22 protein-coding genes, 1 tRNA gene and 1 pseudogene are annotated in these 23,656 nt (G+C 54.3%); 13 read left to right on the plus strand and 11 right to left on the minus strand.

Features of this window, described 5'->3' with window-relative positions:
• Positions 1-84 precede the first annotated feature (84 nt).
• From BLR97_RS02740 to BLR97_RS02750, 3 genes are all read right to left on the minus strand, one after another.
• Entirely contained in the window at positions 85-366 is a 282-nt protein-coding gene (locus tag BLR97_RS02740; protein ID WP_089702242.1) for a hypothetical protein, read from the minus strand.
• A 99-nt stretch (positions 367-465) separates the two neighbouring features.
• Complete coding sequence (locus BLR97_RS02745) at positions 466-1,641, minus strand: 1-acyl-sn-glycerol-3-phosphate acyltransferase (protein ID WP_089702244.1); 1,176 nt, start codon at positions 1,639-1,641, stop codon at positions 466-468.
• Between the two features lie 57 nt (positions 1,642-1,698).
• Positions 1,699-2,628, minus strand: coding sequence for a recombination-associated protein RdgC (locus BLR97_RS02750; RefSeq protein WP_089702246.1), 930 nt, complete (start codon positions 2,626-2,628; stop codon positions 1,699-1,701).
• A 181-nt stretch (positions 2,629-2,809) separates the two neighbouring features.
• Between BLR97_RS02750 and BLR97_RS02755 the strand changes: the two genes are divergently transcribed.
• The 8 genes from BLR97_RS02755 to BLR97_RS02790 all read left to right on the plus strand — a co-directional run bounded on the left by BLR97_RS02755 (position 2,810) and on the right by BLR97_RS02790 (position 13,733).
• Positions 2,810-3,247 carry an acyl-CoA thioesterase gene (locus BLR97_RS02755; RefSeq protein ID WP_089702248.1) on the plus strand — a complete coding sequence of 146 codons (438 nt, stop codon included), beginning with the start codon at positions 2,810-2,812 and terminating at the stop codon, positions 3,245-3,247.
• A gap of 141 nt (positions 3,248-3,388) precedes the next feature.
• Positions 3,389-6,079, plus strand: a complete 2,691-nt coding sequence (gene gyrA, locus BLR97_RS02760) for a DNA gyrase subunit A (RefSeq protein WP_089702250.1) — start codon at positions 3,389-3,391, stop codon at positions 6,077-6,079.
• Positions 6,063-7,166 carry a 3-phosphoserine/phosphohydroxythreonine transaminase gene (serC, locus tag BLR97_RS02765; RefSeq protein WP_089702252.1) on the plus strand — a complete coding sequence of 368 codons (1,104 nt, stop codon included), beginning with the start codon at positions 6,063-6,065 and terminating at the stop codon, positions 7,164-7,166. The genes gyrA and serC overlap by 17 nt, the downstream gene beginning before the upstream one ends.
• Before the next feature lie 5 nt (positions 7,167-7,171).
• A complete protein-coding gene (pheA, locus tag BLR97_RS02770; protein WP_089702254.1) occupies positions 7,172-8,263 on the plus strand; it encodes a prephenate dehydratase in 1,092 nt (363 codons plus the stop codon).
• Complete coding sequence (locus BLR97_RS02775; RefSeq protein ID WP_089702256.1) at positions 8,260-10,536, plus strand: bifunctional prephenate dehydrogenase/3-phosphoshikimate 1-carboxyvinyltransferase; 2,277 nt, start codon at positions 8,260-8,262, stop codon at positions 10,534-10,536. Before pheA ends, BLR97_RS02775 begins: the two co-directional genes overlap by 4 nt.
• Complete coding sequence (gene cmk / locus BLR97_RS02780; protein WP_089702258.1) at positions 10,529-11,218, plus strand: (d)CMP kinase; 690 nt, start codon at positions 10,529-10,531, stop codon at positions 11,216-11,218. Before BLR97_RS02775 ends, cmk begins: the two co-directional genes overlap by 8 nt.
• Positions 11,219-11,403: 185 nt before the next feature.
• Positions 11,404-13,083, plus strand: a complete 1,680-nt coding sequence (gene rpsA / locus BLR97_RS02785; protein WP_089702260.1) for a 30S ribosomal protein S1 — start codon at positions 11,404-11,406, stop codon at positions 13,081-13,083.
• Positions 13,084-13,358: 275 nt separating this feature from the next.
• Positions 13,359-13,733 (plus strand): histone-like nucleoid-structuring protein, MvaT/MvaU family, encoded by a 375-nt coding sequence (locus tag BLR97_RS02790; RefSeq protein WP_089702262.1) that lies wholly within the window; start codon positions 13,359-13,361, stop codon positions 13,731-13,733.
• A 69-nt stretch (positions 13,734-13,802) separates the two neighbouring features.
• Here BLR97_RS02790 and BLR97_RS19890 read toward each other — a convergent pair whose 3' ends face one another.
• Positions 13,803-14,255 carry a hypothetical protein gene (locus BLR97_RS19890; protein ID WP_244511197.1) on the minus strand — a complete coding sequence of 151 codons (453 nt, stop codon included), beginning with the start codon at positions 14,253-14,255 and terminating at the stop codon, positions 13,803-13,805.
• A gap of 81 nt (positions 14,256-14,336) precedes the next feature.
• A pseudogene (locus BLR97_RS19895) lies at positions 14,337-14,648 on the minus strand (helix-turn-helix transcriptional regulator); the annotation flags it as partial.
• A gap of 341 nt (positions 14,649-14,989) precedes the next feature.
• Between BLR97_RS19895 and BLR97_RS02800 the strand changes: the two are divergent.
• A complete protein-coding gene (locus tag BLR97_RS02800; RefSeq protein WP_089702266.1) occupies positions 14,990-15,316 on the plus strand; it encodes a hypothetical protein in 327 nt (108 codons plus the stop codon).
• 16 nt (positions 15,317-15,332) lie between these two features.
• Here the strand turns inward: BLR97_RS02800 and BLR97_RS02805 are convergent, their stop codons facing one another.
• The 6 genes from BLR97_RS02805 to pilB form a co-directional block, all read right to left on the minus strand.
• Positions 15,333-16,211: a DNA replication terminus site-binding protein gene (locus BLR97_RS02805; RefSeq protein ID WP_089702268.1), complete on the minus strand. Its 879-nt coding sequence runs from the start codon at positions 16,209-16,211 to the stop codon at positions 15,333-15,335.
• Positions 16,212-16,225: 14 nt separating this feature from the next.
• A complete protein-coding gene (gene yacG, locus BLR97_RS02810; protein WP_089702271.1) occupies positions 16,226-16,459 on the minus strand; it encodes a DNA gyrase inhibitor YacG in 234 nt (77 codons plus the stop codon).
• A 36-nt stretch (positions 16,460-16,495) separates the two neighbouring features.
• Positions 16,496-17,098 (minus strand): dephospho-CoA kinase, encoded by a 603-nt coding sequence (gene coaE, locus BLR97_RS02815; protein ID WP_089702273.1) that lies wholly within the window; start codon positions 17,096-17,098, stop codon positions 16,496-16,498.
• A 119-nt stretch (positions 17,099-17,217) separates the two neighbouring features.
• Positions 17,218-18,063: a prepilin peptidase gene (locus BLR97_RS02820; protein WP_089702275.1), complete on the minus strand. Its 846-nt coding sequence runs from the start codon at positions 18,061-18,063 to the stop codon at positions 17,218-17,220.
• A gap of 21 nt (positions 18,064-18,084) precedes the next feature.
• A complete protein-coding gene (locus tag BLR97_RS02825; protein WP_089702277.1) occupies positions 18,085-19,317 on the minus strand; it encodes a type II secretion system F family protein in 1,233 nt (410 codons plus the stop codon).
• A gap of 3 nt (positions 19,318-19,320) precedes the next feature.
• Positions 19,321-21,075: a type IV-A pilus assembly ATPase PilB gene (gene pilB, locus BLR97_RS02830; protein ID WP_089702279.1), complete on the minus strand. Its 1,755-nt coding sequence runs from the start codon at positions 21,073-21,075 to the stop codon at positions 19,321-19,323.
• Between the two features lie 239 nt (positions 21,076-21,314).
• On the opposite strand from pilB, the gene BLR97_RS02835 reads away from it, so the two are divergent.
• The 4 genes from BLR97_RS02835 to BLR97_RS02850 all read left to right on the plus strand — a co-directional run bounded on the left by BLR97_RS02835 (position 21,315) and on the right by BLR97_RS02850 (position 23,442).
• Positions 21,315-21,833 carry a pilin gene (locus BLR97_RS02835; RefSeq protein WP_089702281.1) on the plus strand — a complete coding sequence of 173 codons (519 nt, stop codon included), beginning with the start codon at positions 21,315-21,317 and terminating at the stop codon, positions 21,831-21,833.
• A 107-nt stretch (positions 21,834-21,940) separates the two neighbouring features.
• Positions 21,941-22,396, plus strand: a complete 456-nt coding sequence (locus BLR97_RS02840) for an anti-virulence regulator CigR family protein (protein WP_089702283.1) — start codon at positions 21,941-21,943, stop codon at positions 22,394-22,396.
• A gap of 26 nt (positions 22,397-22,422) precedes the next feature.
• Positions 22,423-23,241, plus strand: coding sequence for an inositol monophosphatase family protein (locus BLR97_RS02845; protein WP_089702285.1), 819 nt, complete (start codon positions 22,423-22,425; stop codon positions 23,239-23,241).
• 124 nt (positions 23,242-23,365) lie between these two features.
• Positions 23,366-23,442 (plus strand) — tRNA-Pro (locus BLR97_RS02850).
• The last annotated feature ends 214 nt before the right edge of the window (positions 23,443-23,656 follow it).

Below are 23,656 nucleotides of genomic sequence, written 5' to 3' on the forward strand. Positions count from 1 at the left end.
AGGTCCCGATCAGGCGTAAACAAAAAAACATTACGGCGACGCAATTGGATGCTTCGCCGTAGAAAGATACCGTGAGCGTGGGCGCTAGTAGAGCGCTTGCTCCTCTTGAACCACTTCACGCAATAACTCTAGAAACAATTTATCTGCTTCTGAGTGTTCCGAGGAATCCTCGGGGATATGTACGCTAGTGGTATCGGATATTTGGTTGGCAATGCGTGCCATGACCGCTGGGCTGTTGCCTTCGGTCAACTCTTCACGGGCAATCGCAAGCGACTGCTCAAGAATTTTGGGGTCTTGCAGCAGCTTGCGTATAAAACCGCTTAGCTCATTAATAATGCGTGTCTTCTGGATTTCTGAAGCGGACATAGGGTTCTCCTTTAGATCGCGATTAGCGAGAGCGCCAAGCGAGACCAATGAATGCTTTGACCATAGCATTTTTTCCGCCCACGAGCATGGCGGTTGTATTTAGTTATTCAAGCGCCCGGCTTTATGTTTTACCGGGTTGGCGTATTGTGCCAACCAATACGGGCGTAGTGCGTCTGGAACCCCTGCGAGTCGCGCATTAAAGCGCTCCCGGTCTTCGCGGGTAATCGCGCGACGGGCAACCAATTCAGGCGCATCGCCTAACGCTTCAAGGGCTAAATAATGGCTGGGAAATAACCGGTAGCCCCCAATGACCTGGCGATCAATTTCGGCCGCCACTTCGTCAGGGGTCGCCATGTCCGCCCCTACCGGCGTGCCGAAGCGCAATTGAACACGTCCCTTGGTGCCGGTAATGCCGGCCACGATTGAGCTTATGTCTTCAAATTCGCTTTTAGCATAGCTGCCTTTCGTGTCGATATCGTAAAGCTCTTGGGCTTTTTGCACGTCGCAGGGGTCGTATTCGTAGCTGATCGAAACCGGAACAAGCTTGAGTTCGGCAATCGCATCGCCAAACGCTGCGTCGCGGTTGCTAGTGCGGCTCGCGATGGTCAGCATTTTGATGATGGCCGGATCGGTTTGATCAATTCCGTTTTTGGCGCGGCCCTCCCGCTGTGCCATCCAAATCGAGTGCTTGTCCTCGGTAATAGAATGACGAATGTAGGCAGAAAGCTGTTGGAAGGCGGCCAGCATGGCGCGCTTACCCCGTGCGCTGCGGGGAACAATAAAGCTCTTGTTCAGCCGCATCAGGTCGGTGACATAAGGCTTTTTTAATAAGTTGTCGCCAATTGCAATGCGCACTGTGTCGCGGTCTGCTTGGTACAAGGCGTAGTTAACGAAGGCCGGGTCTAGCGAGATATCCCGGTGATTGCCTATAAATAAGTAGGCCCCGTCAGTGTCGAGTTTATCTAAACCAGTGACGTCGAAAGCATCGGTGGTGGTGCGGATCATGCGAACCATGTAGCTGGCGATACGCATTTGAAATTCGCGCACACTGTCGGCGCCCTTGATTTCCCGGCGCACCGCGTGGCTGGCCAGCGCCCGAGCAAGCGGAGGCGCCCAACGGGCCAAGCGGGGTAGACGGAAACGGGTGAGTGCATTGAGCAGCTCATTATCCCGCGACAGTCTAGCCAGCACGTCGGCGACTTCATGGTCCATGTAGGGGCGGATATTCGCCCAAGGATCTGATGGGGTCGAGGTAGCGTTATTGTGATGTGTCATGCGAGCCGTTGTATTTAACCAATAGATCAGATGTATGGCAGTCGTTAAACGGGGTGATCATGGGGCGGAAGGTTCCCGCTGCGTTTCACCACCCAGCCATTCTATTAAGCGGACGATATCGTCAGACAGGGCGTTCGCCATCAAAATAAAGTCGGTCTCAAGACGGGCTAATGCATCGTCACCGTCATCGGCGTGGTCAGCTTCTTCTATTAAGGCGTCGCCAAAACGGAGTGACTTCAGAGCCAAGTCTTCATGTAATACCAAGCTTAGGCGACCTTCTATATGCATGGCGAGTTTGCTAGCTTGGCGTCCACTTTCAAGTAACTGCTGAATTTCGTCACTATCCAAATCGACCTGTCGCGCGCGTAATACGCCATCATCGCCCTTGGCTTTAAGTTCTACCTGGTCGCCAAGTTGAAGGTCAGCCGGGCGGCTGGCGGGATCTCCCAGCCAAGTGGTCATGGCGCGCATGGGCAGCGTCTGAGAAGTGAGTGGGGTAACGCTTAAGCTACCTAGCGATTCACGCAACAAATCGAGAATGTCTTCAGCACGGGTGCGCGAGCTGGCATTAATGCCAATCAACTGGCGGCGAGTATCCCACCACACATCAGTTTTTTGGCTGCGTACAAAGGCGCGAGGCAGCAGCTCTTCAGTGACTTGCTCTTTGAGAGCGGTTTTTTCTTTGCGGGTCACTTTTCGGCCTTCGCTGGCTTCAATTGTGGCGACCTGTTCGTCGACTTCCTCTTTGACCACTGAGGCGGGTAGTAACCGTTCTTGACGCAGCGCCGAGAGCAGCCGGTGCCCCTGGATTTCATGTAGCCGCTGGTCGCCGCCAAGCCGACCGGCAGGTGCCGTCCATCCGAGGCGGCGGGCATCGGCGCTGCCCAGTGGCATGGCGGCGTGGGCGTCCAACGCGTCACTAAGTTCCGCCTGGGTCAGGTCCGGGGCGCTGTGTATACGGTATAAATGCAAGTGTTTGAACCACATGTCGCCTGTCCTGTGTAAAAGGTGGCACATTATGGCGAAAGCGAGGCTTTCCTACCAGCATCGTAACCCATAGGTCGATTGTTGCGAGTGTTTCAAACTTGTGTTTGATTAAGCCTTCTGGTTTTGCTGAGCAAGTTTTGCCAGTGGGTCAGTCATTAATGTATCAACCCTAGGAGTTATTATGTCGGTTGCACCGGTTTCGCAAACCCATCTGCGCGTACGTGGCTATCATTTGGACGGTTATGGGCACGTTAACAACGCGCGCTATCTGGAATTTATGGAAGAGGGGCGTTGGGCCTTCTTCGATGAGCACCCGGCGCTGATGAAAGACTTGCACGACGCAGGGCAGGCATTTGTCGTGGTCAACTTGAATATCGATTACCGTGCCGCTGCCGTTCAAGGCGACGATTTGGTGGTCATGACAGGTATTATCGAGGTGGGGGATCGCAGTGCTATTTGCCATCATCAGATTCGCGGTAGAGACGGACGTTTGGTAGCGAAGGCGGATCTTACCTTTGTGCTGCTGGACGTGCGGGCGAACAAAGCCAGTCCGATTGAAGGCCATGTCCGTGACACATTGGCATCATTAACCGTCGAGAAGTCGGTATTTGCGGATTGAGTCGCGTTGTCGATATGACCGGCTGCCCATGGTGCGAATGCAGTGGTATGATGGGGAGGTATCTGCGCGCCGTTATCATTCGGTTTTCAAAAGCGCTTTCAACTCTCGCAGTGCCAATGCAGTGCAAAGGATCTGACTTTCATGGGTGACATCGCCAGAGAAATCTTGCCCGTCAATATTGAAGACGAGCTCAAACAGTCGTATCTCGACTATGCGATGAGTGTCATTATCGGCCGCGCGCTACCTGATGTGCGCGACGGCCTGAAGCCTGTTCATCGGCGTGTGCTGTTTGCCATGCATGAACTGAGCAATGACTGGAACAAACCGTACAAGAAATCGGCACGTGTGGTCGGTGATGTCATTGGTAAATACCACCCGCACGGTGACAGTGCGGTGTATGACACCATCGTTCGCATGGCCCAGCATTTCTCCATGCGCCACGTGCTGGTCGATGGCCAGGGTAACTTTGGTTCCATTGACGGCGATAATGCCGCGGCCATGCGTTACACCGAAGTGCGTATGTCGCGCCTGGCCCATGAACTGCTTGCCGATCTTGAAAAAGATACCGTCGATTGGGTGGATAACTACGACGGTACCGAGCGAATTCCCGAAGTACTGCCCACTAAAGTGCCCAACCTGTTGATCAATGGGTCATCAGGTATTGCCGTGGGTATGGCGACCAATATTCCACCGCACAATATGCGTGAAGTCATCGAAGGCTGCCTGGCGCTTATCGATGACTACACGCTGTCGGTGGATGACTTAATGCAGTACATCCCCGGCCCCGACCTTCCCACCGGCGGCATTATCAATGGTCGTGCGGGCATTTTAGATGCGTACCGCACCGGGCGTGGGCGCATTTATGTGCGCGCCTGCCACACCATTGAGCACGATGATAAAACCGGTCGCGATCACATTATCATTACCGAGCTGCCTTACCAGGTGAACAAGGCGCGCTTGATTGAAAAGATCGCCGAGCTGGTCAAAGAGAAAAAGATTGAAGGCATCGCCGAACTGCGCGACGAGTCGGATAAAGACGGTCTGCGTGTGGTGATCGAAATTAAGCGCGGCGAGTCCGGCGAAGTGGTGGTGAATAACCTATTCGCCCAAACGCAGTTGCAGAACGTTTTTGGTATCAACATGGTGGCGCTTGAGAACGGGCAGCCACGCACGTTGAACCTGAAGCAAATGCTCGAAGCGTTTATTCGTCACCGCCGTGAAGTGGTAACACGGCGCACGCTGTTTGAGCTGAAAAAGGCCCGCGATCGCGGCCATATTTTGGAAGGCTTGGCGGTCGCTATTTCCAATATTGATGAGGTAATTGAGCTCATCAAAGCGTCGCCCAATGCTTCTGAAGCGCGGGATAAACTGCTGGCGCAAGTCTGGCAGCCGGGCCAAGTGACCAACATGCTGGAACGTGCTGGGGCCACCTCGTGCAAGCCAGAAGATCTTGACGAAGGTTTCGGGCTTAACCCGAGCGCTACGCAATATCGCCTATCGCCCGCCCAGGCTCAGGCGATCCTCGAGCTGCGCCTGCATCGCCTCACAGGGCTTGAAACCGAGAAACTGCTCGACGAATACCTGTCCATTTTGCAAAAAATCGCTGAGCTAACTGAAATCCTCGCCTCGCCGGATCGCCTGATGGAAGTGATTCGTGAAGAGTTGAACGCGGTGCGTGACCAGTTCGGCGATGACCGTCGCACGGAAATCCAGGTCAGTCACCTCGATTTGTCGATCGAAGACTTGATCGCCGAAGAGGATATGGTGGTAACGGTTTCGCGTTCGGGCTACGCCAAAACGCAGCCGCTTTCCGATTACCAGGCCCAGCGTCGCGGCGGTCGCGGTAAATCCGCCACGGCGATGAAAGACGAAGACGTGATTGAGCACCTGCTGGTGGCGTCGACCCACGACACGGTGCTGCTGTTCTCTAACCGCGGCAAAGTGTATTGGCTAAAAGTCTATGAAATGCCCAACGCCAGCCGTGGTTCGCGTGGCAAGCCGTTGATCAATATGTTGCCGCTTGAAGAAGGTGAGTCGGTTAACGCGATTCTGCCCGTGCGTGACTACGACCCTGAGCATTACATCTTCTTTGCTACTGCCCAGGGTACGGTTAAGCGTACCAGTCTGGAGCAATTCTCTCGCCCACGCAGCGTAGGGCTGATTGCGATTGACCTGGAGGAAGGTGATCGTCTGGTAGGCGCAGCGATTACCTCGGGGTCTGATCACGCCATGCTGTTGTCTTCCAACGGCAAGGCGATTCGTTTTGAAGAAGGCAATGTGCGGGCGATGGGCCGGACGGCCCGTGGCGTGCGCGGTATGCGTCTGGCCGACAAAGCTGAAGTGATTAGCCTGATCATCCCCAAAACGCAGCAGATCGACGGCGAAGACGACACCACCGATGGCGCTGTCGAAAGCCAGGCTGAAGGCGGCAATATCTATATCCTGACCGCTAGCGAGAACGGCTACGGCAAGCGCACGCGCCTTGAAGCGTTTCCGTTGCGTGGGCGTGGCGGCCAGGGCGTTATCGCCATGCAGACCAGCGAGCGTAATGGATCGCTGGTTGCTGCCATGCAGATCTACGACAGCGATGAAATGATGCTGATTACCGACCGGGGCACACTGGTACGTACCCGGGTAGAGGAGGTGTCGACCACCTCTCGTAACACCCAAGGGGTGATGCTGATTCGTCTGGGTAAAGATGAAAAGTTGGTAAAAACCGTGCGCGTCGATGAGCCAGAAGAAAGCGAATTTGAGGTGCTGGAAGAGGCGGATACACTCGACGCCAACGATAATGACGCACAGGATGCCGGAGCCGATGACACGTCGTTATAACTTTTGCGCGGGCCCCGCCGCACTGCCTGAAGCGGTGTTGGCGCGCGCCCGTGACGAACTATTGGACTACCACGGGCGTGGCTTATCAGTGATGGAGATGAGCCATCGTAGCAATGAGTTTGTTGCGATTGCCGAGCAGGCGGAAGCCGATTTACGCCAGTTGCTGGGGGTTCCCAGCAACTACAAGGTGCTTTTTCTGCAAGGGGGCGCCAGCCTACAATTTGCCATGCTGCCGATGAATCTGTTGGGGCAGGGTGGAAGCGGCAACTTCATTCAGACTGGTATCTGGGGCAAGAAAGCCCTCAACGAGGCTAAGCGGCTGGGCTTTAGCCATAATGTGGCGGCCAGTAGTGAGGCGAGTAACCATACGGCGGTACCAGCGCAAGACGCGTTGCAGGTTAGCGCTGATGCCGCTTATCTGCATTACACGTCTAACGAGACGATTGGCGGTCTGGAGTTTGATTATACTCCCCATGCGCAGCGCGATGATGGCGCTAACGTGCCGCTCGTCTGTGATATGTCCTCGAATATTCTTTCTGGCCCGCTGGACGTCAGCCAATTTGGCGTGATTTATGCGGGAGCGCAGAAAAATATCGGCCCCGCTGGGTTGACCCTGGTGATGGTGCGTGATGATTTGCTGGGTCATGCCCCTTCGACGACACCTTCGCTGTTTGATTATCAGCTGTTGGCTGACGCTGGTTCGATGGTCAATACACCACCGACCTACGCTTGGTACTTGGCCGGCCTGGTATTTCAGTGGCTAAAAGACGATATGGGTGGGCTTAACGCCATGGATGCGCTTAATCAGCGCAAAGCAGATAAGCTTTATGCCGCGATTGATGGCAGTGGCTTTTATAGTAACCCTATTGCTCCGCGTAACCGGTCGCGGATGAATGTGCCCTTTGTATTGGCCGACGCAACGCTGGAAAGTGCCTTTTTAGCGGAAGCGGAAGAAGCTGGTCTGTTGAACCTCAAAGGTCATCGTAGCGTGGGGGGGATGCGCGCCAGCTTATATAACGCCGTGCCAGAGGCGGCAGTGGATGCTTTGATTGCCTTTATGGCAGATTTCGAACAACGAAGGGGCTGATCACCATGTCCGAGACGTCGATCAATCTGGAAGCCTTGCGCCAGCGCATCGATCAGTTGGATGACGATATCTTGCGTTTGATTAGTGAGCGTGCCGACTGCGCGCAGCAAGTCGCCCATGTGAAGCTTAGCCAAGACGAAGATGCGGTGTTTTACCGCCCTGAACGCGAAGCCCAAGTGCTGCGTCGCATCATGTCATTAAATAAAGGCCCTCTGGATTCGGAAGAAATGGGCCGCTTGTTCCGCGAAATCATGTCCGCTTGCTTGGCACTGGAAAGGCCTATCAAAGTATCCTACCTAGGGCCCGAAGGTACCTTTACGCAGCAGGCGGCGCTCAAGCACTTTGGGGAAAGCGCTGTGAGTCTGCCTATGGCGGCTATCGACGAGGTTTTTCGGGAGGTTGAGGCCGGTGCCGTGAACTACGGCGTGGTGCCGGTAGAGAACTCGACCGAGGGAGTGGTTAACCATACTCTCGATACCTTCATGGATTCCTCTATTCGTATTTGTGGTGAAGTGGTGCTGCGTATCCATCACCACTTGCTGGTTAGTGAAACCACGCTGCGTGAAAAAGTCTCGCGTATCTATTCGCATCCGCAATCTTTTGCCCAATGCCGTAAGTGGCTCGACGCGCATTATCCCCACGCCGAGCGCGTCCCTGTGGCGTCTAACGCAGAAGCGGCCAAGCTAGTCAAAACCGAATGGCATAGTGCAGCGATTGCCGGCGACATGGCGGCCAAGCTTTACAATCTGGAGCGCGTGGCAGAAAAAATTGAAGACCGCCCGGATAATTCCACGCGGTTTTTGATTATCGGCAACCAAGATATTCCCATGTCGGGAGAGGATAAAACCTCGATTGTCGTCGCGATGCGCAATCAGCCTGGTGCTCTTCATGATCTGCTCGAACCGTTCCATCGCCATCAAATTGACTTAACCCGTTTGGAAACGCGTCCGTCGCGAACCGGTGTATGGAATTACGTCTTCTTTATTGATTTTAAAGGTCATTGTGATGAGCCCCGCGTGGCGGCAGTGTTGGAAGAAGTCCAACTGCGTGCAGCGGAGCTTCGCGTGTTGGGTTCCTATCCCCAGGGCGTGTTGTGACACAAGCGGCTACTGATTCTGGCGTCGATGAACCCCGGTTGTTAATTGTGGGGTTGGGGCTGATCGGTGGGTCGTTAGCGGCCGCCTTGCGCGCCGCTAACTTTAAAGGATGTATCGTCGGCTGCGACCCTAACCCTGATGAAATCGCACTCGGCATGGAGATGGGGCTGATTGACGCTGGCGGAACCGAACTTGTCGATCAGGTTGCTGATGCCTCGCTCATCGTGCTTGCCGTTCCTGTGCTGGCCATGGAAACGGTGATGACAACGCTTGTTCGCACCTTGCCCCGTGCGGCGGCGAATGTAGTTGTCACTGATGTGGGTAGCACCAAGGCGACGATTCGCGCCTGCGCAGAACGTGTATTTGGCTGCGTGCCTGCCAATATGGTGTTGGGTCATCCGATTGCCGGATCGGAAAAGAGCGGTGTGTCGGCGGCCAACCCGAGGCTCTACCGTCATCATAAGGTGATTTTGACCCCCGAGCCGGATGTTGATCCGGGCGCGTTAGCGCGTGTAAGAGCACTTTGGAAAGCCTGCGGTGCCGACGTGCTAGAGATGAGCGTGGAGCATCACGATCACGTGCTGGCGCGTACCAGCCATTTGCCGCATTTGCTTGCCTTTTCGTTGGTCGATACGCTGGCGCGTCAAGATGATCGGCTGGATATTTTTCGCTACGCCGCCGGCGGTTTTCGAGACTTTACCCGTATTGCCGGCAGCGATCCGGTCATGTGGCGAGATATCTTTATAGCTAATCGCGAAGCAGTGCTGACGTCGCTGGATGATTTTGAAGCGGGACTCGCCCGACTGCGGGACGCCGTTGAGCGTGGCGATAGCGATGCCCTGATTGCCACGTTCGACCGGGCCAGTCACGCGCGTCATTATTTTGATACGTTATTGAACAAAACTACTTACCAGGCGGAATATCATATGCAACCACAAGGTAAGGTGACCTACCGGGTGCAGCCGGGCGGCCAGGCACAAGGTCGCCTACGCGTACCCGGCGATAAGTCCATGTCGCATCGCTCCATTATGCTAGGCGCACTGGCAGAGGGTGTTACCGACGTAAAAGGCTTTCTTGAAGGCGAGGACAGCCTTGCGACCCTACAGGCGTTTCGTGAGATGGGGGTGGCGATTGAAGGCCCTCACGACGGTCGCGTGACGATTCACGGCGTGGGTATGCGGGGCTTAAAAGCACCTTCTGGTCCGCTGTATGTGGGTAATTCAGGCACCGCGATGCGCCTGTTTTCGGGTTTGTTGGCTGGCCAGGCATTCGACAGTGAGTTGACCGGCGATGAGTCACTCAACAAGCGTCCTATGGCGCGGGTTGCCGACCCGCTACGCCTGATGGGCGCGACCATCGATACCGCTGAAGGTGGCCGCCCACCGCTTAATATCAAAGGCGGTGCTGCTCTTAAAGGTATTTATTATGATATGCCCATGGCCAGCGCCCAGGTGAAATCCTGTTTGTTGTTGGCCGGTTTGTACGCCGAGGGCGAAACCCGCGTACGCGAACCTGCCCCCACCCGCGATCACACCGAACGGATGCTCAACGGTTTTGGTTATGCTGTCTCACGGGATGGCGACACTTGTTGGCTGCAGGGCGGCGGGACACTAACGGCGGGTCCGATTGATGTGCCGTCAGATATTTCATCGGCGACGTTTTTTTTGGTTGCCGCAGCGATTACGCCGGGTTCAGACATTACCCTGGAGCATGTGGGCATTAATCCGACCCGGATTGGCGTCATCAATATTTTGACGTTGATGGGCGCGAATCTGGAGCTGGACAATCAGCGTGAAGTGGGCGGCGAGCCGGTGGCGGATATTCGCATTCGCTACGCGCCTCTGACCGGTATTGATATTCCCGTAGATCAAGTGCCCTTGGCGATTGACGAGTTCCCGGCGTTATTTATCGCCGCCGCCAATGCAAGTGGCACTACTCGGCTACGCGGTGCGGAAGAGCTACGTGTCAAAGAGTCCGACCGCATTCAGGCGATGGCGGATGGGTTGGCTATCTTAGGCGTTGAGCACACGGTCGTCGCGGACGGTATCGATATCGTTGGTAATGGCGACGCTCAAATAGCCAGCTACGGTGGCGGCCGGATCGATAGCCTGGGCGATCACCGAATTGCAATGGCCTTTGCCATCGCGGCATTGCGCGCGGATGACGATATTGTGATCGACGACTGCGCTAACGTGGCTACCTCATTCCCGGGTTTCGTGCAGTTGGCAACCCGCGTCGGGATGGCTATTGCCGTGGAGGGTGCTGATGGCTGAGCAAGCCCCTGTTGTGACCATCGATGGCCCTGGCGGTGCGGGTAAAGGCACTATCAGCGGGCTGATGGCCGACCGTCTACGTTGGCATTTGTTGGATAGTGGCGCGCTTTATCGTTTAACCGCTCAGGCGGCGTTGAAGCACCAGGTCGCACTCGATGACGAAGCGAGTTTGGCAAAAATAGCCCAAACGCTAGACGTTGCGTTTCCGGTTGAAAACGGTCAGCCGCGCACGCTCTTGGAAGGTGACGACGTTAGTCGGGCGATTCGCACCGAGCAAGCTGGCGAGCGGGCTTCCCAGGTGGCCGCGTTGCCTAGCGTCCGCCAGGCGCTGCTGCAGCGTCAACGCGACTTTTGCCAAGCACCGGGATTAATTGCTGATGGCCGTGACATGGGAACGGTCGTTTTTCCCAGCGCCACCTTGAAGATATTCCTAACCGCCTCGGCCTCTGAGCGGGCTAGACGACGTCATCAGCAGTTGCAGGAAGCGGGCGTGGATGCTAGTCTTTCGAGTCTTTTAAAGGAGATTCAGGCACGCGATGCACGCGATACGCAGCGCGAAGTGGCTCCACTCAAGCCGGCAGACGATGCTATTACGCTTGATACCACGTGCCTGAGCATACCGGAAGTGGTTGATCGGCTGACCGAACTGCTTGCCCAACGTGGCATAGCATTCGGCTCCTGATACTCCCTTGCGGCGTTTTTGGACAGGTGTCACGACATGGCAGGGCGCTATACTCACATCGGAGAGCCCGGTCAGGTCTTAACCAGCGTTAACACCTCCAAAAGCAGAGTGACATTAGGCCCGTACTTGCTGGTGGTACGGAGAAGGCATTTATGCCTCAACAACGTTGATCACGTAGGAACACCATGAGCGAAAGCTTTGCTGAACTGTTTGAACAGTCTCTTAACGACATCAATATGGAGCCAGGCGCCATCGTCGCGGCCCAAGTTGTCGATATTGACGGTGACTGGGTTACCGTTAACGCCGGTCTGAAATCTGAAGGTCAGATCCCCGCGGCTCAATTCCGTGATGAAAACGGCGAACTAAACATTGCGATCGGTGACGACGTACACGTTGCGCTAGAAGCCGTTGAAGATGGTTTCGGTGAAACGCGTCTGTCCCGTGAAAAAGCCAAGCGCGCAGAAGCTTGGAAGGTTCTGGAAGCCGCCTTCGAGAAAGATGAAGTCATCAAGGGCGTGATCAACGGTAAAGTCAAAGGCGGCTTCACCGTCGAAGTCGACTCGATCCGTGCCTTCTTGCCGGGCTCTCTGGTCGACGTACGTCCGGTTCGCGACACCGCGCACCTGGAAAATAAAGAGCTGGACTTTAAAGTCATTAAGCTCGACCCGAAACGCAACAACGTCGTGGTTTCACGTCGTGCGGTTCTGGAAGCAGAAAACAGCGCCGAACGTGAAGCGCTGCTGGCCACCTTGCAGGAAGGTCAGCAAATCAAAGGTATCGTTAAGAACCTGACCGATTACGGTGCCTTTGTTGACCTAGGCGGCGTTGATGGCCTGCTGCATATCACTGATATGGCGTGGAAGCGCATCAAGCATCCGTCTGAAATCGTCGCCGTTGGCGATGAAGTTAACGTCAAAGTGCTGAAATTCGACCGTGAACGCAATCGTGTTTCGCTGGGTCTGAAGCAGCTGGGCGAAGATCCGTGGGTCAACATCAAAGCCCGTTACCCGGAAGGCACCAAAGTGCACGCAGTGGTCACTAACCTGACCGACTACGGTTGCTTTGCTGAGCTGGAAGAGGGCGTTGAAGGTCTGGTTCACGTTTCTGAAATGGATTGGACCAACAAAAACATCCATCCGTCCAAAGTGGTTCAAGTGGGCGATGATGTTGACGTTATGGTATTGGATATCGACGAAGAGCGTCGTCGTATTTCCCTGGGTATCAAGCAGTGCACTGCTAATCCGTGGGAAACCTTCAATGCTGAGTACAACAAAGGCGACCGCGTTTCTGGCACCATCAAGTCTATTACAGACTTTGGTATCTTTATCGGCCTAGAAGGCGGTATTGATGGTCTGGTTCACCTGTCCGATATTTCTTGGACGGATACCGGCGAAGAAGCCGTGCGCAATTTCAAGAAAGGCGACGAAGCAGAAGCGGTTATTCTGTCTATCGACCCTGAGCGTGAGCGTATCTCCTTGGGTATTAAGCAAATGGATTCCGATCCGGTTGCTGAATACCTGTCGGTGAACGACAAAGGTAGCATCGTTACTGGGCGCGTCGTTGAAGTTGACGCGAAAGAAGCGCATGTAGAGCTGGCGACCGACGTCGTTGCTGTGCTGAAAGCATCTGAAATCGCCGCTGATCGCGTTGAAGACGCACGCAACGTACTCACCGAAGGCGATAGTGTTGAAGCGCGTATCGTGAGTGTTGATCGCAAGAGCCGTCAGATTAATCTGTCGGTAAAAGCGAAAGAGCAAGACGACACGCGTCAGAACCTTAAGAAGCTGCGTGATCAAGATTCAGAAGCCGGTGGTGGTGCTACCACTATCGGTGAGTTGATCAAGCAGCAAATGGGCCAAGACTAAGACCTCATTAGTCACGGCTTTATAAAAGCGCCGCCCCTTTGGGGCGGCGCTTTTTTTTGGTGCCAAATTCTTTCTTGGGAACTTAGTGATAAGCCTTTTTAAAGTTATTCCTTGCTAAGTAATATTTAAAATATTATCGTAATTGGCTAAAAATCAACTAGACTGTTGTCAGTCGGTTTTTTTACAGCAATAATGATTGTGCATTCTGAACTAATGGATACTGGCAACGTCAGTTCAGTATCTTATCTGGTTTGACTTGAGTTAAAGGATCCCCCATGTCATTACTAAACGAATATATCCAAAAAGAACAGCAACTGAAGCAGCTGCAAGAAGATCTGCAGCGTCTAGAAGGCGATCAACGCCTCAAGAGCGAACTAGAGTTTAAATCAAAGCTAGAAGCGCTGATGAACGAGTTTGGTAAGCGCCCCGCTGATGTTGTTGCACTGCTTGATCCCGCCGCTGACCAGCGTGGTACAAAAGCGACTAGTAGCAATGCTGGCCGTCGTAAGCGTCGTCTTAAGATCTACAAGAACCCACACACGGGCGACGTGATTGAGACACGTGGTGGTAACCATAAAGGCCTGCGTGCCTGGAAGGACGAACACGGTGATGAGGCCGTTGAGTCCTGGCTTGTCCGGATGGAAGACTAAGCATCGCCAAGCCGGTATTTCTTGTGAAATGCCGGTTTTTATTTTTAACCTCGACGAACAGCAGTACCTTCAGTGGGCCAGCGGTATCCTTAATTCCAAATAATCTGACTGCCACAATACGATGGGCGCCTCGCCGCTGATGTAGTAACCTTTTGGCTTTTGCATAAGATCCAGTAGCGCACTGGTCAGCACTTGTGAAAGCTGCGAAAACTCGTCAAAGCAAGTGCTCGCATAGTGGCGCACCGCAATATTCACGCGACGGTAGGGCGCAGGTAGCGGAATGCTTTTGATATTGCTAAGCGTTTCCAGGTATAGCCCAATATCGGTGCGTATTGGATGAGGTGGCTGGCCGTTTAGGGCGTCGATCTTTTCACTCAGTAAATCGGGCAACGATACTGCTGGTGTAGACGCTGCTAAACGTGCTTGCAGGCTTTCCAACTGATGACTATGGTAAGAGCTGTCCCCAAGGCCTTGAAGATGCTCTGGCGATTTATATAGCCGCATTAAAACGGCTTGTCGCATGCAGCCTTTTTCAATGTGCGTCGTATACCCCTGTGGGGGTGTCTGTTGGTGCAATACACTGCACTGTGTATGGCGATAGTGTCGCGGGGTTAACTGAAAATGACGCTGGAAGGCACGCGAGAAAGACGAGTGGTTTTGGTAGCCGCACCGTAGCGCGATTTGCGCTATATTATAGGGAGTGAAAGCAAGTAAAACGGCAGCACGCTCCAAGCGGCGTTTTTCTCGATAAGCGCTCGGCGAGGTGTGAAAATAATGTCGAAATTGTCGCCGTACTTGAGAAGCTGAATAGCCTAGGTGTTGAGCAAGATCTTCGATACTTAATGGCTTTTCAAGTGTGTCTTGCAGCCAGATCTCAGCTCGCGTCATTGCATTGAACATTATCTGGCCTCCCATGCATGTGTCTTACAGGCAGGTGCCACATCTGCCTATAATGAGCACCCTCCCGGTGCGTTGGTATTGCGAATGTGCCAATACATTAGGTCAGCGCCCTATTGGCTTGCCATTAGCAGTGACGGTTACGTTGCATCTTACTGTTGTAGTGATCGTAAAATGGGCAACGATTAAGTAAGCGTTTTTTCACTAATGACGCCAATGTATATCGACGCTCTCTTTATGCTGGTAACAGAACACGAAGGCAAATTTGCTTTGGCTTTTTACGCGTTTGAGCACAGTTTTTGAGAAAATAGCTAACGAGCAGGTAGGCTTACAACCAAAAGGGTGTAAATGAAACTTAAATGAAATATCAAAAAGTTCACAAACCGTTGGACGAGCGCGACAAGCTGCGTAAATTTCGCGAATTAGATGATGAGTTTGCGCAAGCGCTACGCCAGCTAGACGACCCTAACAGTACGATGGATATTCCCACTGGGCCGCCCGTGCGCTCTTTGGAAGCACTCGAAGAGGAAGAAGCCGAGAAGGGTGTCCAAGTGCGCGAGGAACTGTTTCAGCAGCGTTTTGAAGCCTTGTTGACGGAGTACGGTATTTCACAGCACGACCTGAGGCTGTTAATCGAGACGCTACTGACGGCGGGCCGATGGACAGAGGAACAGGTGCCGGTCTAATGGCTAGTCAATCAGGCTACTCGCGATAGCGATACACACGTAGGCTGGGTAAGAATACGTCAGGTTCGAGTTTCTCATCGCGCCGTGTTGCCCGTGTACGAGCTGGCTGGGGATGAGAGGGCGGTGCCTTGATGTTGGGTAGTCCAGCGTTCGTGCTGGGAACGAAGAGAGGCATCGCGACGTTTAACGCCCGCCTTGTGTGCCCATCCGCCAGTGGATGGGTAAAAAACAGGTTAGCCCGCATTAACGGTGCCTGCGACTGTACCTGGGCGAGCGCTTCGCCGCTGGGCAAACCCGCAAGGCGTTTTAACTGGAGCATTATATGCGGTGCTTTGGTATCAAGCTGGAGAAGTTTTTGTTCTGCCTCTCGAACGGTGATGCGTTTAATTGACCGCCCGCTTTGGTACCAAGCAAAGCGCACTTTGGCGACCTCCGCATCCGCCACAGGCAGTTGACGCCAGCACTGCTTTAAATGCAATCGTGCCAGGCCTTCTTTACGCAATATGGTCTGCACATCCGGGTGGCGTGCGGGTAGATTTGCTTTAGCGTCGCTTAGGGCATTAGGTGCTGTGGTTTTAATCTGCTGTAAGCCCTCATTAAAGGCCGCTTTCGCTAGGTTTACGTGGTTAACAGCCGCCATCAGTTCATCGTTGGCAACGACGATGCCTAGGTAATTGCGTGTTTCTCGCCCGTCTTGCCCCGTTTGGTGCCAAACATCAAACAGTGCCGTTCTCAACCAGTTGGATGATGAGTCGTCTGCGGGCAATAGTTGCCAGGTGGGAGGTGTCTGCTGTTCGTAGCGGGATGCGAGGGCCTCCAGAGCCAGCATGAGGTCGTCAAAGCGTCTCTCAAGCTGCTCCAGGAGGTGGTAGGCCGGGTAGTGTTGATCGGTCATGGGGCTAGGTTTATTCAGGACAGCGGTGCATCGCGATCTGCCTGGGCTAAAAGCGCATCGATATCGGCCTCGTCCATGGCATTTTCGCCGGCGATACGGTGAGATTCTTCCGCCCAGGCACCCAGGTCGAGCAGTTGGCAGCGCTTGCTACAAAACGGCCGAAAGAGACTTTCACCGCACCACGGAACGGCTTTAGCGCACTGGGGGCAAGCAACTTCAAATGGGCTGTCGTTAGCAGGTTGAGACATAAAAATCCGAATTGGTGTCAGCAAATGTAGGATGAATTAAACAGAAAATTGCGCACGGTAGGCTTGATCCAGGCTGGCGACTTGGCGCTTCATGTAGGCCTCGTCTCCACTGTTGTCGATGATATCATCAGCCTGCTCGCGTCGCGCCTCTCGCGACATTTGTGCGTCCAGAATAGCACGCACGTTTGCCTCACTGACAGCGTCGCGCTGAAGGGTTCTTGACAGCTGTATGTCGGTAGGGACGTCGACCACGACCGTACGATCAACAAGCGCCGCTTGGCCAGACTCAAACAGCAACGGCGACACGAGTAGCGCGTAGGGTGAAGATCCCGCTTCGAGGCGCTGTAGTGTCGCGACGATGCGTTCGCGAATGAGTGGGTGAGTAAGTTGTTCAAGCCAATGACGCTGGTCAGGATCCTCAAAGATAACCTCGCGAAGCGCCCCGCGGTTGAGCGAACCATCCTCGGCAATCACCGTTGGCCCGAACCGCTGACGAATAGCCGCGAGGGCGGGCTCCCCCGGGGCCACCACCTCCCGCGCAACATCGTCGGCATCGACCCACGCGATGCCGCGCTCAGCAAAAGCGCGAGCGACGGTGGATTTTCCCGAGCCGATGCCCCCTGTTAACCCAATAATCATGGCGTTCCTATTCACTTAATGCTTGTCGGCTGATGCTTATCCATTCGGTGCCTGACAATCGAATAATAATCTACCTTTTGCGGTCTATCCTAGGTCATTGGTGCATGTTAAGTGCGGTGTTAACTGACGATATTTAAATACAACGCGAGCACATCGTCGCCAGCAAGCAGCATAATCCAGCCAGCGAGCGCTAAAAAGGGGCCAAACGGCATGGGGGTGCCGCGGGCTTGCGGCGATGAGGCTTGATACAGGATACCCAGCAGGGCGCCTAGGCCAGCTGAAAACAGCAACACCAGAGGCAGCGATAACCAGCCTAGCCAAGCGCCGAGCGCGGCCAGCAGTTTGAAATCCCCGTAACCCATGCCTTCTTTACCGGTCGCCAGTTTAAACAACCAATAAAAGCACCAAAGGCTGATATAACCCACGGCGGCACCGATGACGGCATCTGTTAGATAGGCGGGTTGAAACAGCCACTGGTAGAGCAATCCGGCCCATAGTAGGGGTAAGGTCAGTACGTCGGGTAGCAGTTGCACTCGCCAATCGATAACCGCTAGGGCGAGTAGCGTTAAGCACGCACCGTAAAGCCATAGGGCCTGCCAGCTCATGCCGTAGAGGACAACAAGGCTTATGGCGACGACGCCACCGGCAAGTTCAATCAACGGGTATTGTGCGCTGATGCGGGCATCGCAATGCGCACAGCGGCCGCGTCGTTTCAGCCAGCCGATTAGCGGTAGGTTGTCGTGCCAGCGTAGGGTGGTTTCGCAGTTAGGGCACATCGAACGCGGCTGAGCGATATTAAACCGAGGTGTGGGCTCATCAGGTAGCGCTAATTGGGCGCGGGCTTCTTGACGCCACTGCCGCATTAGCATGACGGGCAGGCGGGTAATCACAACATTTAGAAAACTACCCAGGCATAAGCCCAACACAAAAATCAGTGGCCAGAAGGCTAGCGAAAAATACGGCATGACAGGCCTTTGCACGACCCCTTATAGGGCCGAGCCTAAGTTAAAGATGGGTAAATACATCGACACGACGACACTGCCCACTAACAAGCCGAGCACCACAATAATGAGTGGTTCCATCAGCGAAGTGAGAGCATCAACTTTATTGTCGACTTCTTCTTCGTAGTAGTCCGCAACGCGGTTTAGCATGGCATCCAGTGAGCCCGCCTCTTCGCCAATGCTGACCATTTGCACTGCCAAAGGAGGAAACTGATTGGTCATGCGCATGGCAAAGTGTAACTGTTGCCCGGTGGCGACGTCTTGTCGTGTCCGGGTGACCGCGCGTTCGTAGACTTTGTTGCCGGTCGCACCCGATGCCGTATCCAGCCCCTCGACCAGCGGTACGCCGGAGGCAAACGTGGTGGCAAGCGTTCTCGCGAAGCGTGCAACGGCAGATTTATGTAAAATGTCGCCGACAACGGGCAGACGCAAGATGACGCTGTGGGCGCGGTAAGCTACCCGAGGGGAGCGGCTAATCGCCTGTTTAAGAAGCAGGATGCTGACGATAAATACCCCCAGCGCGTGTAACCAAAAGCGCTGCGCAAGCTCGGATAAATTCACTGTCATTTGCGTTAAGGCGGGCAGCTCAGCACCAAAGCTGTCAAACATGCTGTCGAACTCAGGAACAACCTTAACCAATAGCAGCAGGGTAACCCCAACGCCAATAAGCAACACGGTTGAAGGATACCATAAGGCTTTTTTAACGCGGCTTTTAAGCGACTCAACCTTTTCCTTATAGGTCGCCACGCGGTCGAGCATTTGATCCAATGCCCCCGCTTGTTCTCCGGCTTCGACGAGGTTCACAAACAAGCGGTCAAAATGCTTGGGATGGCCGCGCAATGCATCGGAGAAGCTGGAGCCAGCGGATACATCGCTCATCATTTGCTGCACCAGCGCCACCATTGCCGGTTTTTTGAGACTCTCGGCCACCACCTGAAAGGCCTGAAGTAGCGGAATGCCTGCTCGAATCATGGTGGCCATTTGGCGGGCAAACACCATAATGTCGTGTGGGTTGATACGTCCCCGGCCGCTGAGGCCACCTTTTTTGCGTAGCCGCTTTACGGTGATTTGTTGATTGGCAAGCTCGTTGGCCACTTCCGTTTTGCTCCGGCCAATGATCTCACCGCTGAGCGTACGATCCTGTGGCCCTGTGCCTTCCCATTTCCAACGGTAAAGCTGAATGGTTGACTGACGACGAGTCCTAGGAGTCTTGGCCATGATTTACTCCTTGCTGACTCGGTTAACTTCTTCAAGGCTGGTAATGCCTTGCATCACTTTGATAAGGCCGCTGCGGTGCAGGCTTGGGTAGCCTTCGCGGCGCGCCAACTTGTCAATATCAAGGGCGTTGGCGTCGCGCATGATCAACTGGCGCATGGCCTCGGTTATTGGCACCACTTCGTAAATCCCGATGCGGCCTTTGTAACCCTGGGTACACTGCTTACAGCCAACGGCACGGTAGAAAGTGGCCTGCTGAATTTCCTGCTGATTAAACCCTTCGCGCCTTAGCGCTTCATGGGGGATCTCAACGGGTTCTTTGCACTGGGGGCAGAGCTTACGCGCCAAGCGCTGGGCAATGATCAGCGTGACCGCACTGGCTATATTGAACGACGACACACCCATATTCGATAAACGGGTCAGCGTTTCCGCGGCCGAGTTGGTATGCACCGTCGATAGAACCAGGTGGCCGGTTTGGGCTGCCTTGACCGATATCTCGGCGGTTTCTAAATCACGTATTTCCCCCACCATAACCACATCGGGATCCTGGCGCAGGAACGCCCGCAGCGCGCTGGCAAAATCCAAGCCGATTTTGGGCAGCACGTTGACCTGGTTAACGCCGGGCACTTTGATTTCCACCGGATCTTCCGCGGTGCAAATATTGCGCTCTACCTGGTTGAGAATATTAATGCCCGTATAGAGCGATACGGTTTTACCACTACCCGTTGGGCCGGTGACCAGAATCATCCCCTGAGGCTGTGCCAGCGCCCGTTCGTAGAAGCCTCGCTGGTCATCCGTGAAGCCTAATTGCTCGATGCCTAGCTGCGCGGCAGTGGGGTCGAGAATCCTCAGTACGAGTTTTTCTCCGTAAACAGTGGGTAGCGAGTTAACCCGGAAGTCGAGTGAGCGGGTGCGCGATAATTTTAGCTTGATGGCCCCGTCCTGGGGCAAACGGCGCTCTGAAATATCCAGCCGTGCCATGATTTTTAAACGCGCGGCAATACGGTTGCGCATGGCGAAAGGAGGCCGTGCGACTTCAATCAACATGCCGTCTATCCGAAAGCGCACCCGGTACTGGGTTTCGTAGGGTTCAAAATGGATGTCCGAGGCGCCACGTCGAATCGCATCCAGCAGCAATTTGTTGACGAATTTGACGATCGGTGCGTCGTCGCTGTTTTGAGGTGCGTCTTCCAAAGGCGCGTCATCATTGGCCCCCTGGACAACATTTAACGAACTGACGGCATCGTCGACGTCGTCAAGCTCCTCAAGCATGCTGCGTTCGCTTTGGGTGAGGTAGTGATTCAGCGCTGTGGTGATCTGGTCGACAGGCGCCAGCACCCCCTCAACACTTAGCCCCGTCGCAAATTGCAGTTCATCCAGTTGGGTCAGCGTAGCGGGGTAAGGCACGGCGACGGTTAATCGGTGACCATGACGCGCCAACGGCAACACCGTTAAATGCTGGAGCACTTTAACCGGGTATTCAGCGGCAGGGGGCAGGGAGGATAAACGCACGGCATTAAGGTCAATGACCGGCAACCCGTACTCCCAACCGGCCGCGAGCGCCGCCTGCTTGGAGTCGACTAAACCACTATCGACCACATGCTGCAGCAGCGATAGATCCAAATCAAAAGCCGTTGCCTCGGCAGTTGCCGCTTGCGATTCGGTGAGTAAGCCGTGCTTGACCAAGCGCTGGGCGATGCCACGCAGTCCGCCCCGGGCGGCGGCATGACTTAAGGTGGACTCGAAATTAGATTCGCTCATGCGTGACTCGTTGGTGAAATAGCGCTGCGTGGGTACTTGTACCATATTTGGCATCACAAGGCAGTAATACGGCTTAAGCCGATCGGCTCAAGAAAGGCGGGATTAGGCCGATAAATCTAATGCACGAAGGTTGAAGTGTGTAGTTGATATATAACAGACCGTAAGTTAATGTCATTCCATATTTTTTATCGAGAAGCTTAGCGCCAACGCTGAGTACGAATTCCCAAGGAGACGCCTTCATGCAGCATTCTGCACAACCGGCAACCCGTAACACAAAACAAGGCGGCTTCACGCTGATCGAGCTGATGATCGTTGTAGCGATTATTGGCGTACTGGCCTCCATCGCCGTGCCGCAATACCAGAATTACGTAGGTCGTGCACAAGTGAGTGAAGCGATTTCACTCGCCTCCTCGGCTAAAACAGCAGTTTCTGAGTACTATATCACTACTGGAAATTGGCCAGAAGATAACGAAGAGGCTGGTTTATCAGCACCTGAACAAATTAGTGGGAGCTATGTTAATAATGTAAGCGTTGCAACCGTAGGCGGACAAGGTGGCGGTATAGTTGTGACTATGCATGGCGAAGATGCGGATGTAGTGGATGCCATTGAAAATGCTCGCTTGGTGTTTGAACCGCAGGTTAATGAAGATGACGGTGGAAATAGTGGCTCTGTTGAATGGAATTGTCGCCCTGCTTCTTCTAATACAATCCCTACGCGCTTCTTACCAGCTAGCTGCCGTAACAGTGACGATGATTAATTAAAAGAATTACAATCTAACAAGGGCCTTCGGGCCCTTTTTTATTTTCTCAATCCCTGCGCATTTGCTCGCTACACTGTAAGCACTAAGCAAAAAAGGAGCTTACAGTGAATCCCTCTAAAATCGCCGCTCCATGTGTGCTTGTTGCGCTTCTGCACAGTAGTGTCGCAATAGCTCAACCTGACCATGCCCCCGCCCACGGCGCACGAGATAACCCGTCATCTCAGCACCGCCAAAACGACCGCGGTGATCATCGCACAGGTAAGTCCGATTACCGCCACGAACGCCATCGGGATCGCCCTGTCATTGATGAACAAGCGCTGCGCCGATTGTTGCGCGAGTATGGTGTCGTCAATGCTGAGCCGTTGCCACCCGGCATTCAGCGCAATCTTGCGCGTGGCAAACCATTACCGCCGGGCATTGCCAAACGTTTTGATGGCCCGCTGGCCAATGAGCTTCCCCACTACTCCGGCTATGAATGGCAGCGCGTGGGGGCCGACGTCGTACTGATTGATGCGGCCACGCGGGTAGTTGTCGATATTCTGGTCGATGCCTTACGCTAATCGCTGGCTTATTAAATGGAGAGGGTATGGCAGCCTATAGCCTTAAAGAACGGCTGGACATTGCACAGTCGATAGCCGAGCAGGCGGGGCAAATGATTCTCAAGGCCCGTGATGAGCAATCGTTTAGTCGGCGTTACAAAGCCGGTGATGAATTGGTGACCGATACGGATGTGGCGGTAGACCGCTTTATCAGCGATCAGCTTGCGGCGTATTTTCCTGACGAGGATCAGCTAAGCGAAGAGCTGTCCCCCGAGCAGGCATTAGATGCGAGTGCGCCTAAGCTGTGGGTGGTTGATCCCATTGACGGAACGGTCAACTTTGCCCAAGGGCTTCGCCATGTGGCGGTATCAATTGGTTGGGTGGAAGACGGCGTGGCGAAAGTGGGCGTTGTGCATGCCCCGTTTCTGCAAGAAACCTTTACTGGCGGGCAGGGGCTAGGGGCGCACTGTAATCAGCAGGTGATCCAACCAAGCGTTGCCAGCGAACTGTCGCGGAGTTTGGTGGCCACCGGTTTTCCGTACCAGCGTGCCGCCCGCGATGCGCTGTTACCTCGGTTAGCTGCGGTATTGGCCAACTGCCGCGATATACGCCGCAACGGGGCGGCTGCCTTGGATATTTGCGATGTTGCCTGCGGGCGCTTGGACGCTTATTACGAGAGTGTCTCGCCCTGGGACTTTGTCGCCGGCTGGGTGATCGCGCGGGAAGCAGGGGCCTTGGTTGGTCACCTGTGCGACGTGCCAGAGGAGGTGCCCGAAGACCTCTACGCCCAGCACTTGTTAGTCAGTACACCGGCGATTTACTCGGCGATGAAGGCCTTGCTGCTTGACGCTGACAGTCGGGCATAGGCGGTAATTGCTAATCGGCGTGCGAGGCAAACGCTTGAAAAGAAAGCGCAAAAATAGCTTTTCATTTGGTGGATAAAACGCTAGTATACGCACCGTCTTGAGGCAGAAGCATACGCCTTAAACTCGGAGCGTGGCGCAGCTTGGTAGCGCGTTGCAATGGGGTTGCAAAGGTCGCAGGTTCGAATCCTGTCGCTCCGACCAAATGTTTAAATATAAACGGCCACATAGCTCATTGCAGCGGTGGCCGTTTTTATATGCGTTTGTCGCTAGGTGACATATAGGTCACGCGTCCGAAACGCTTGGCTGATATCTGGCCATTTCCATTGCCCTCAATGGTAAATTCTGATTGTCCAGTTGGAAGCTCAGTGACGCTGAACGCAGCACATACGATGCCCAGGGCCGGGCGCCCATGAAC

It is taken from the genome of Vreelandella arcis (assembly GCF_900103865.1).
Lineage (GTDB): Bacteria > Pseudomonadota > Gammaproteobacteria > Pseudomonadales > Halomonadaceae > Vreelandella > Vreelandella arcis.

Excerpts from the sequence above, each read along its gene's own strand:
- BLR97_RS02835 (WP_089702281.1), top strand. The coding sequence starts at position 21,315 with ATGCAGCATTCTGCACAACCGGCAACCCGTAACACAAAACAAGGCGGC.
- BLR97_RS02820 (WP_089702275.1), bottom strand. The coding sequence starts at position 18,063 with ATGCCGTATTTTTCGCTAGCCTTCTGGCCACTGATTTTTGTGTTGGGC.
- BLR97_RS02750 (WP_089702246.1), bottom strand. The coding sequence starts at position 2,628 with ATGTGGTTCAAACACTTGCATTTATACCGTATACACAGCGCCCCGGAC.
- BLR97_RS02755 (WP_089702248.1), top strand. The coding sequence starts at position 2,810 with ATGTCGGTTGCACCGGTTTCGCAAACCCATCTGCGCGTACGTGGCTAT.
- BLR97_RS02790 (WP_089702262.1), top strand. The coding sequence starts at position 13,359 with ATGTCATTACTAAACGAATATATCCAAAAAGAACAGCAACTGAAGCAG.
- yacG (WP_089702271.1), bottom strand. The coding sequence starts at position 16,459 with ATGTCTCAACCTGCTAACGACAGCCCATTTGAAGTTGCTTGCCCCCAG.
- BLR97_RS02800 (WP_089702266.1), top strand. The coding sequence starts at position 14,990 with ATGAAATATCAAAAAGTTCACAAACCGTTGGACGAGCGCGACAAGCTG.
- pilB (WP_089702279.1), bottom strand. The coding sequence starts at position 21,075 with ATGAGCGAATCTAATTTCGAGTCCACCTTAAGTCATGCCGCCGCCCGG.
- BLR97_RS02825 (WP_089702277.1), bottom strand. The coding sequence starts at position 19,317 with ATGGCCAAGACTCCTAGGACTCGTCGTCAGTCAACCATTCAGCTTTAC.
- coaE (WP_089702273.1), bottom strand. The coding sequence starts at position 17,098 with ATGATTATTGGGTTAACAGGGGGCATCGGCTCGGGAAAATCCACCGTC.
- cmk (WP_089702258.1), top strand. The coding sequence starts at position 10,529 with ATGGCTGAGCAAGCCCCTGTTGTGACCATCGATGGCCCTGGCGGTGCG.
- serC (WP_089702252.1), top strand. The coding sequence starts at position 6,063 with ATGACACGTCGTTATAACTTTTGCGCGGGCCCCGCCGCACTGCCTGAA.
- gyrA (WP_089702250.1), top strand. The coding sequence starts at position 3,389 with ATGGGTGACATCGCCAGAGAAATCTTGCCCGTCAATATTGAAGACGAG.
- BLR97_RS02745 (WP_089702244.1), bottom strand. The coding sequence starts at position 1,641 with ATGACACATCACAATAACGCTACCTCGACCCCATCAGATCCTTGGGCG.
- BLR97_RS02740 (WP_089702242.1), bottom strand. The coding sequence starts at position 366 with ATGTCCGCTTCAGAAATCCAGAAGACACGCATTATTAATGAGCTAAGC.
- rpsA (WP_089702260.1), top strand. The coding sequence starts at position 11,404 with ATGAGCGAAAGCTTTGCTGAACTGTTTGAACAGTCTCTTAACGACATC.
- pheA (WP_089702254.1), top strand. The coding sequence starts at position 7,172 with ATGTCCGAGACGTCGATCAATCTGGAAGCCTTGCGCCAGCGCATCGAT.
- BLR97_RS19890 (WP_244511197.1), bottom strand. The coding sequence starts at position 14,255 with ATGCGACAAGCCGTTTTAATGCGGCTATATAAATCGCCAGAGCATCTT.
- BLR97_RS02845 (WP_089702285.1), top strand. The coding sequence starts at position 22,423 with ATGGCAGCCTATAGCCTTAAAGAACGGCTGGACATTGCACAGTCGATA.
- BLR97_RS02805 (WP_089702268.1), bottom strand. The coding sequence starts at position 16,211 with ATGACCGATCAACACTACCCGGCCTACCACCTCCTGGAGCAGCTTGAG.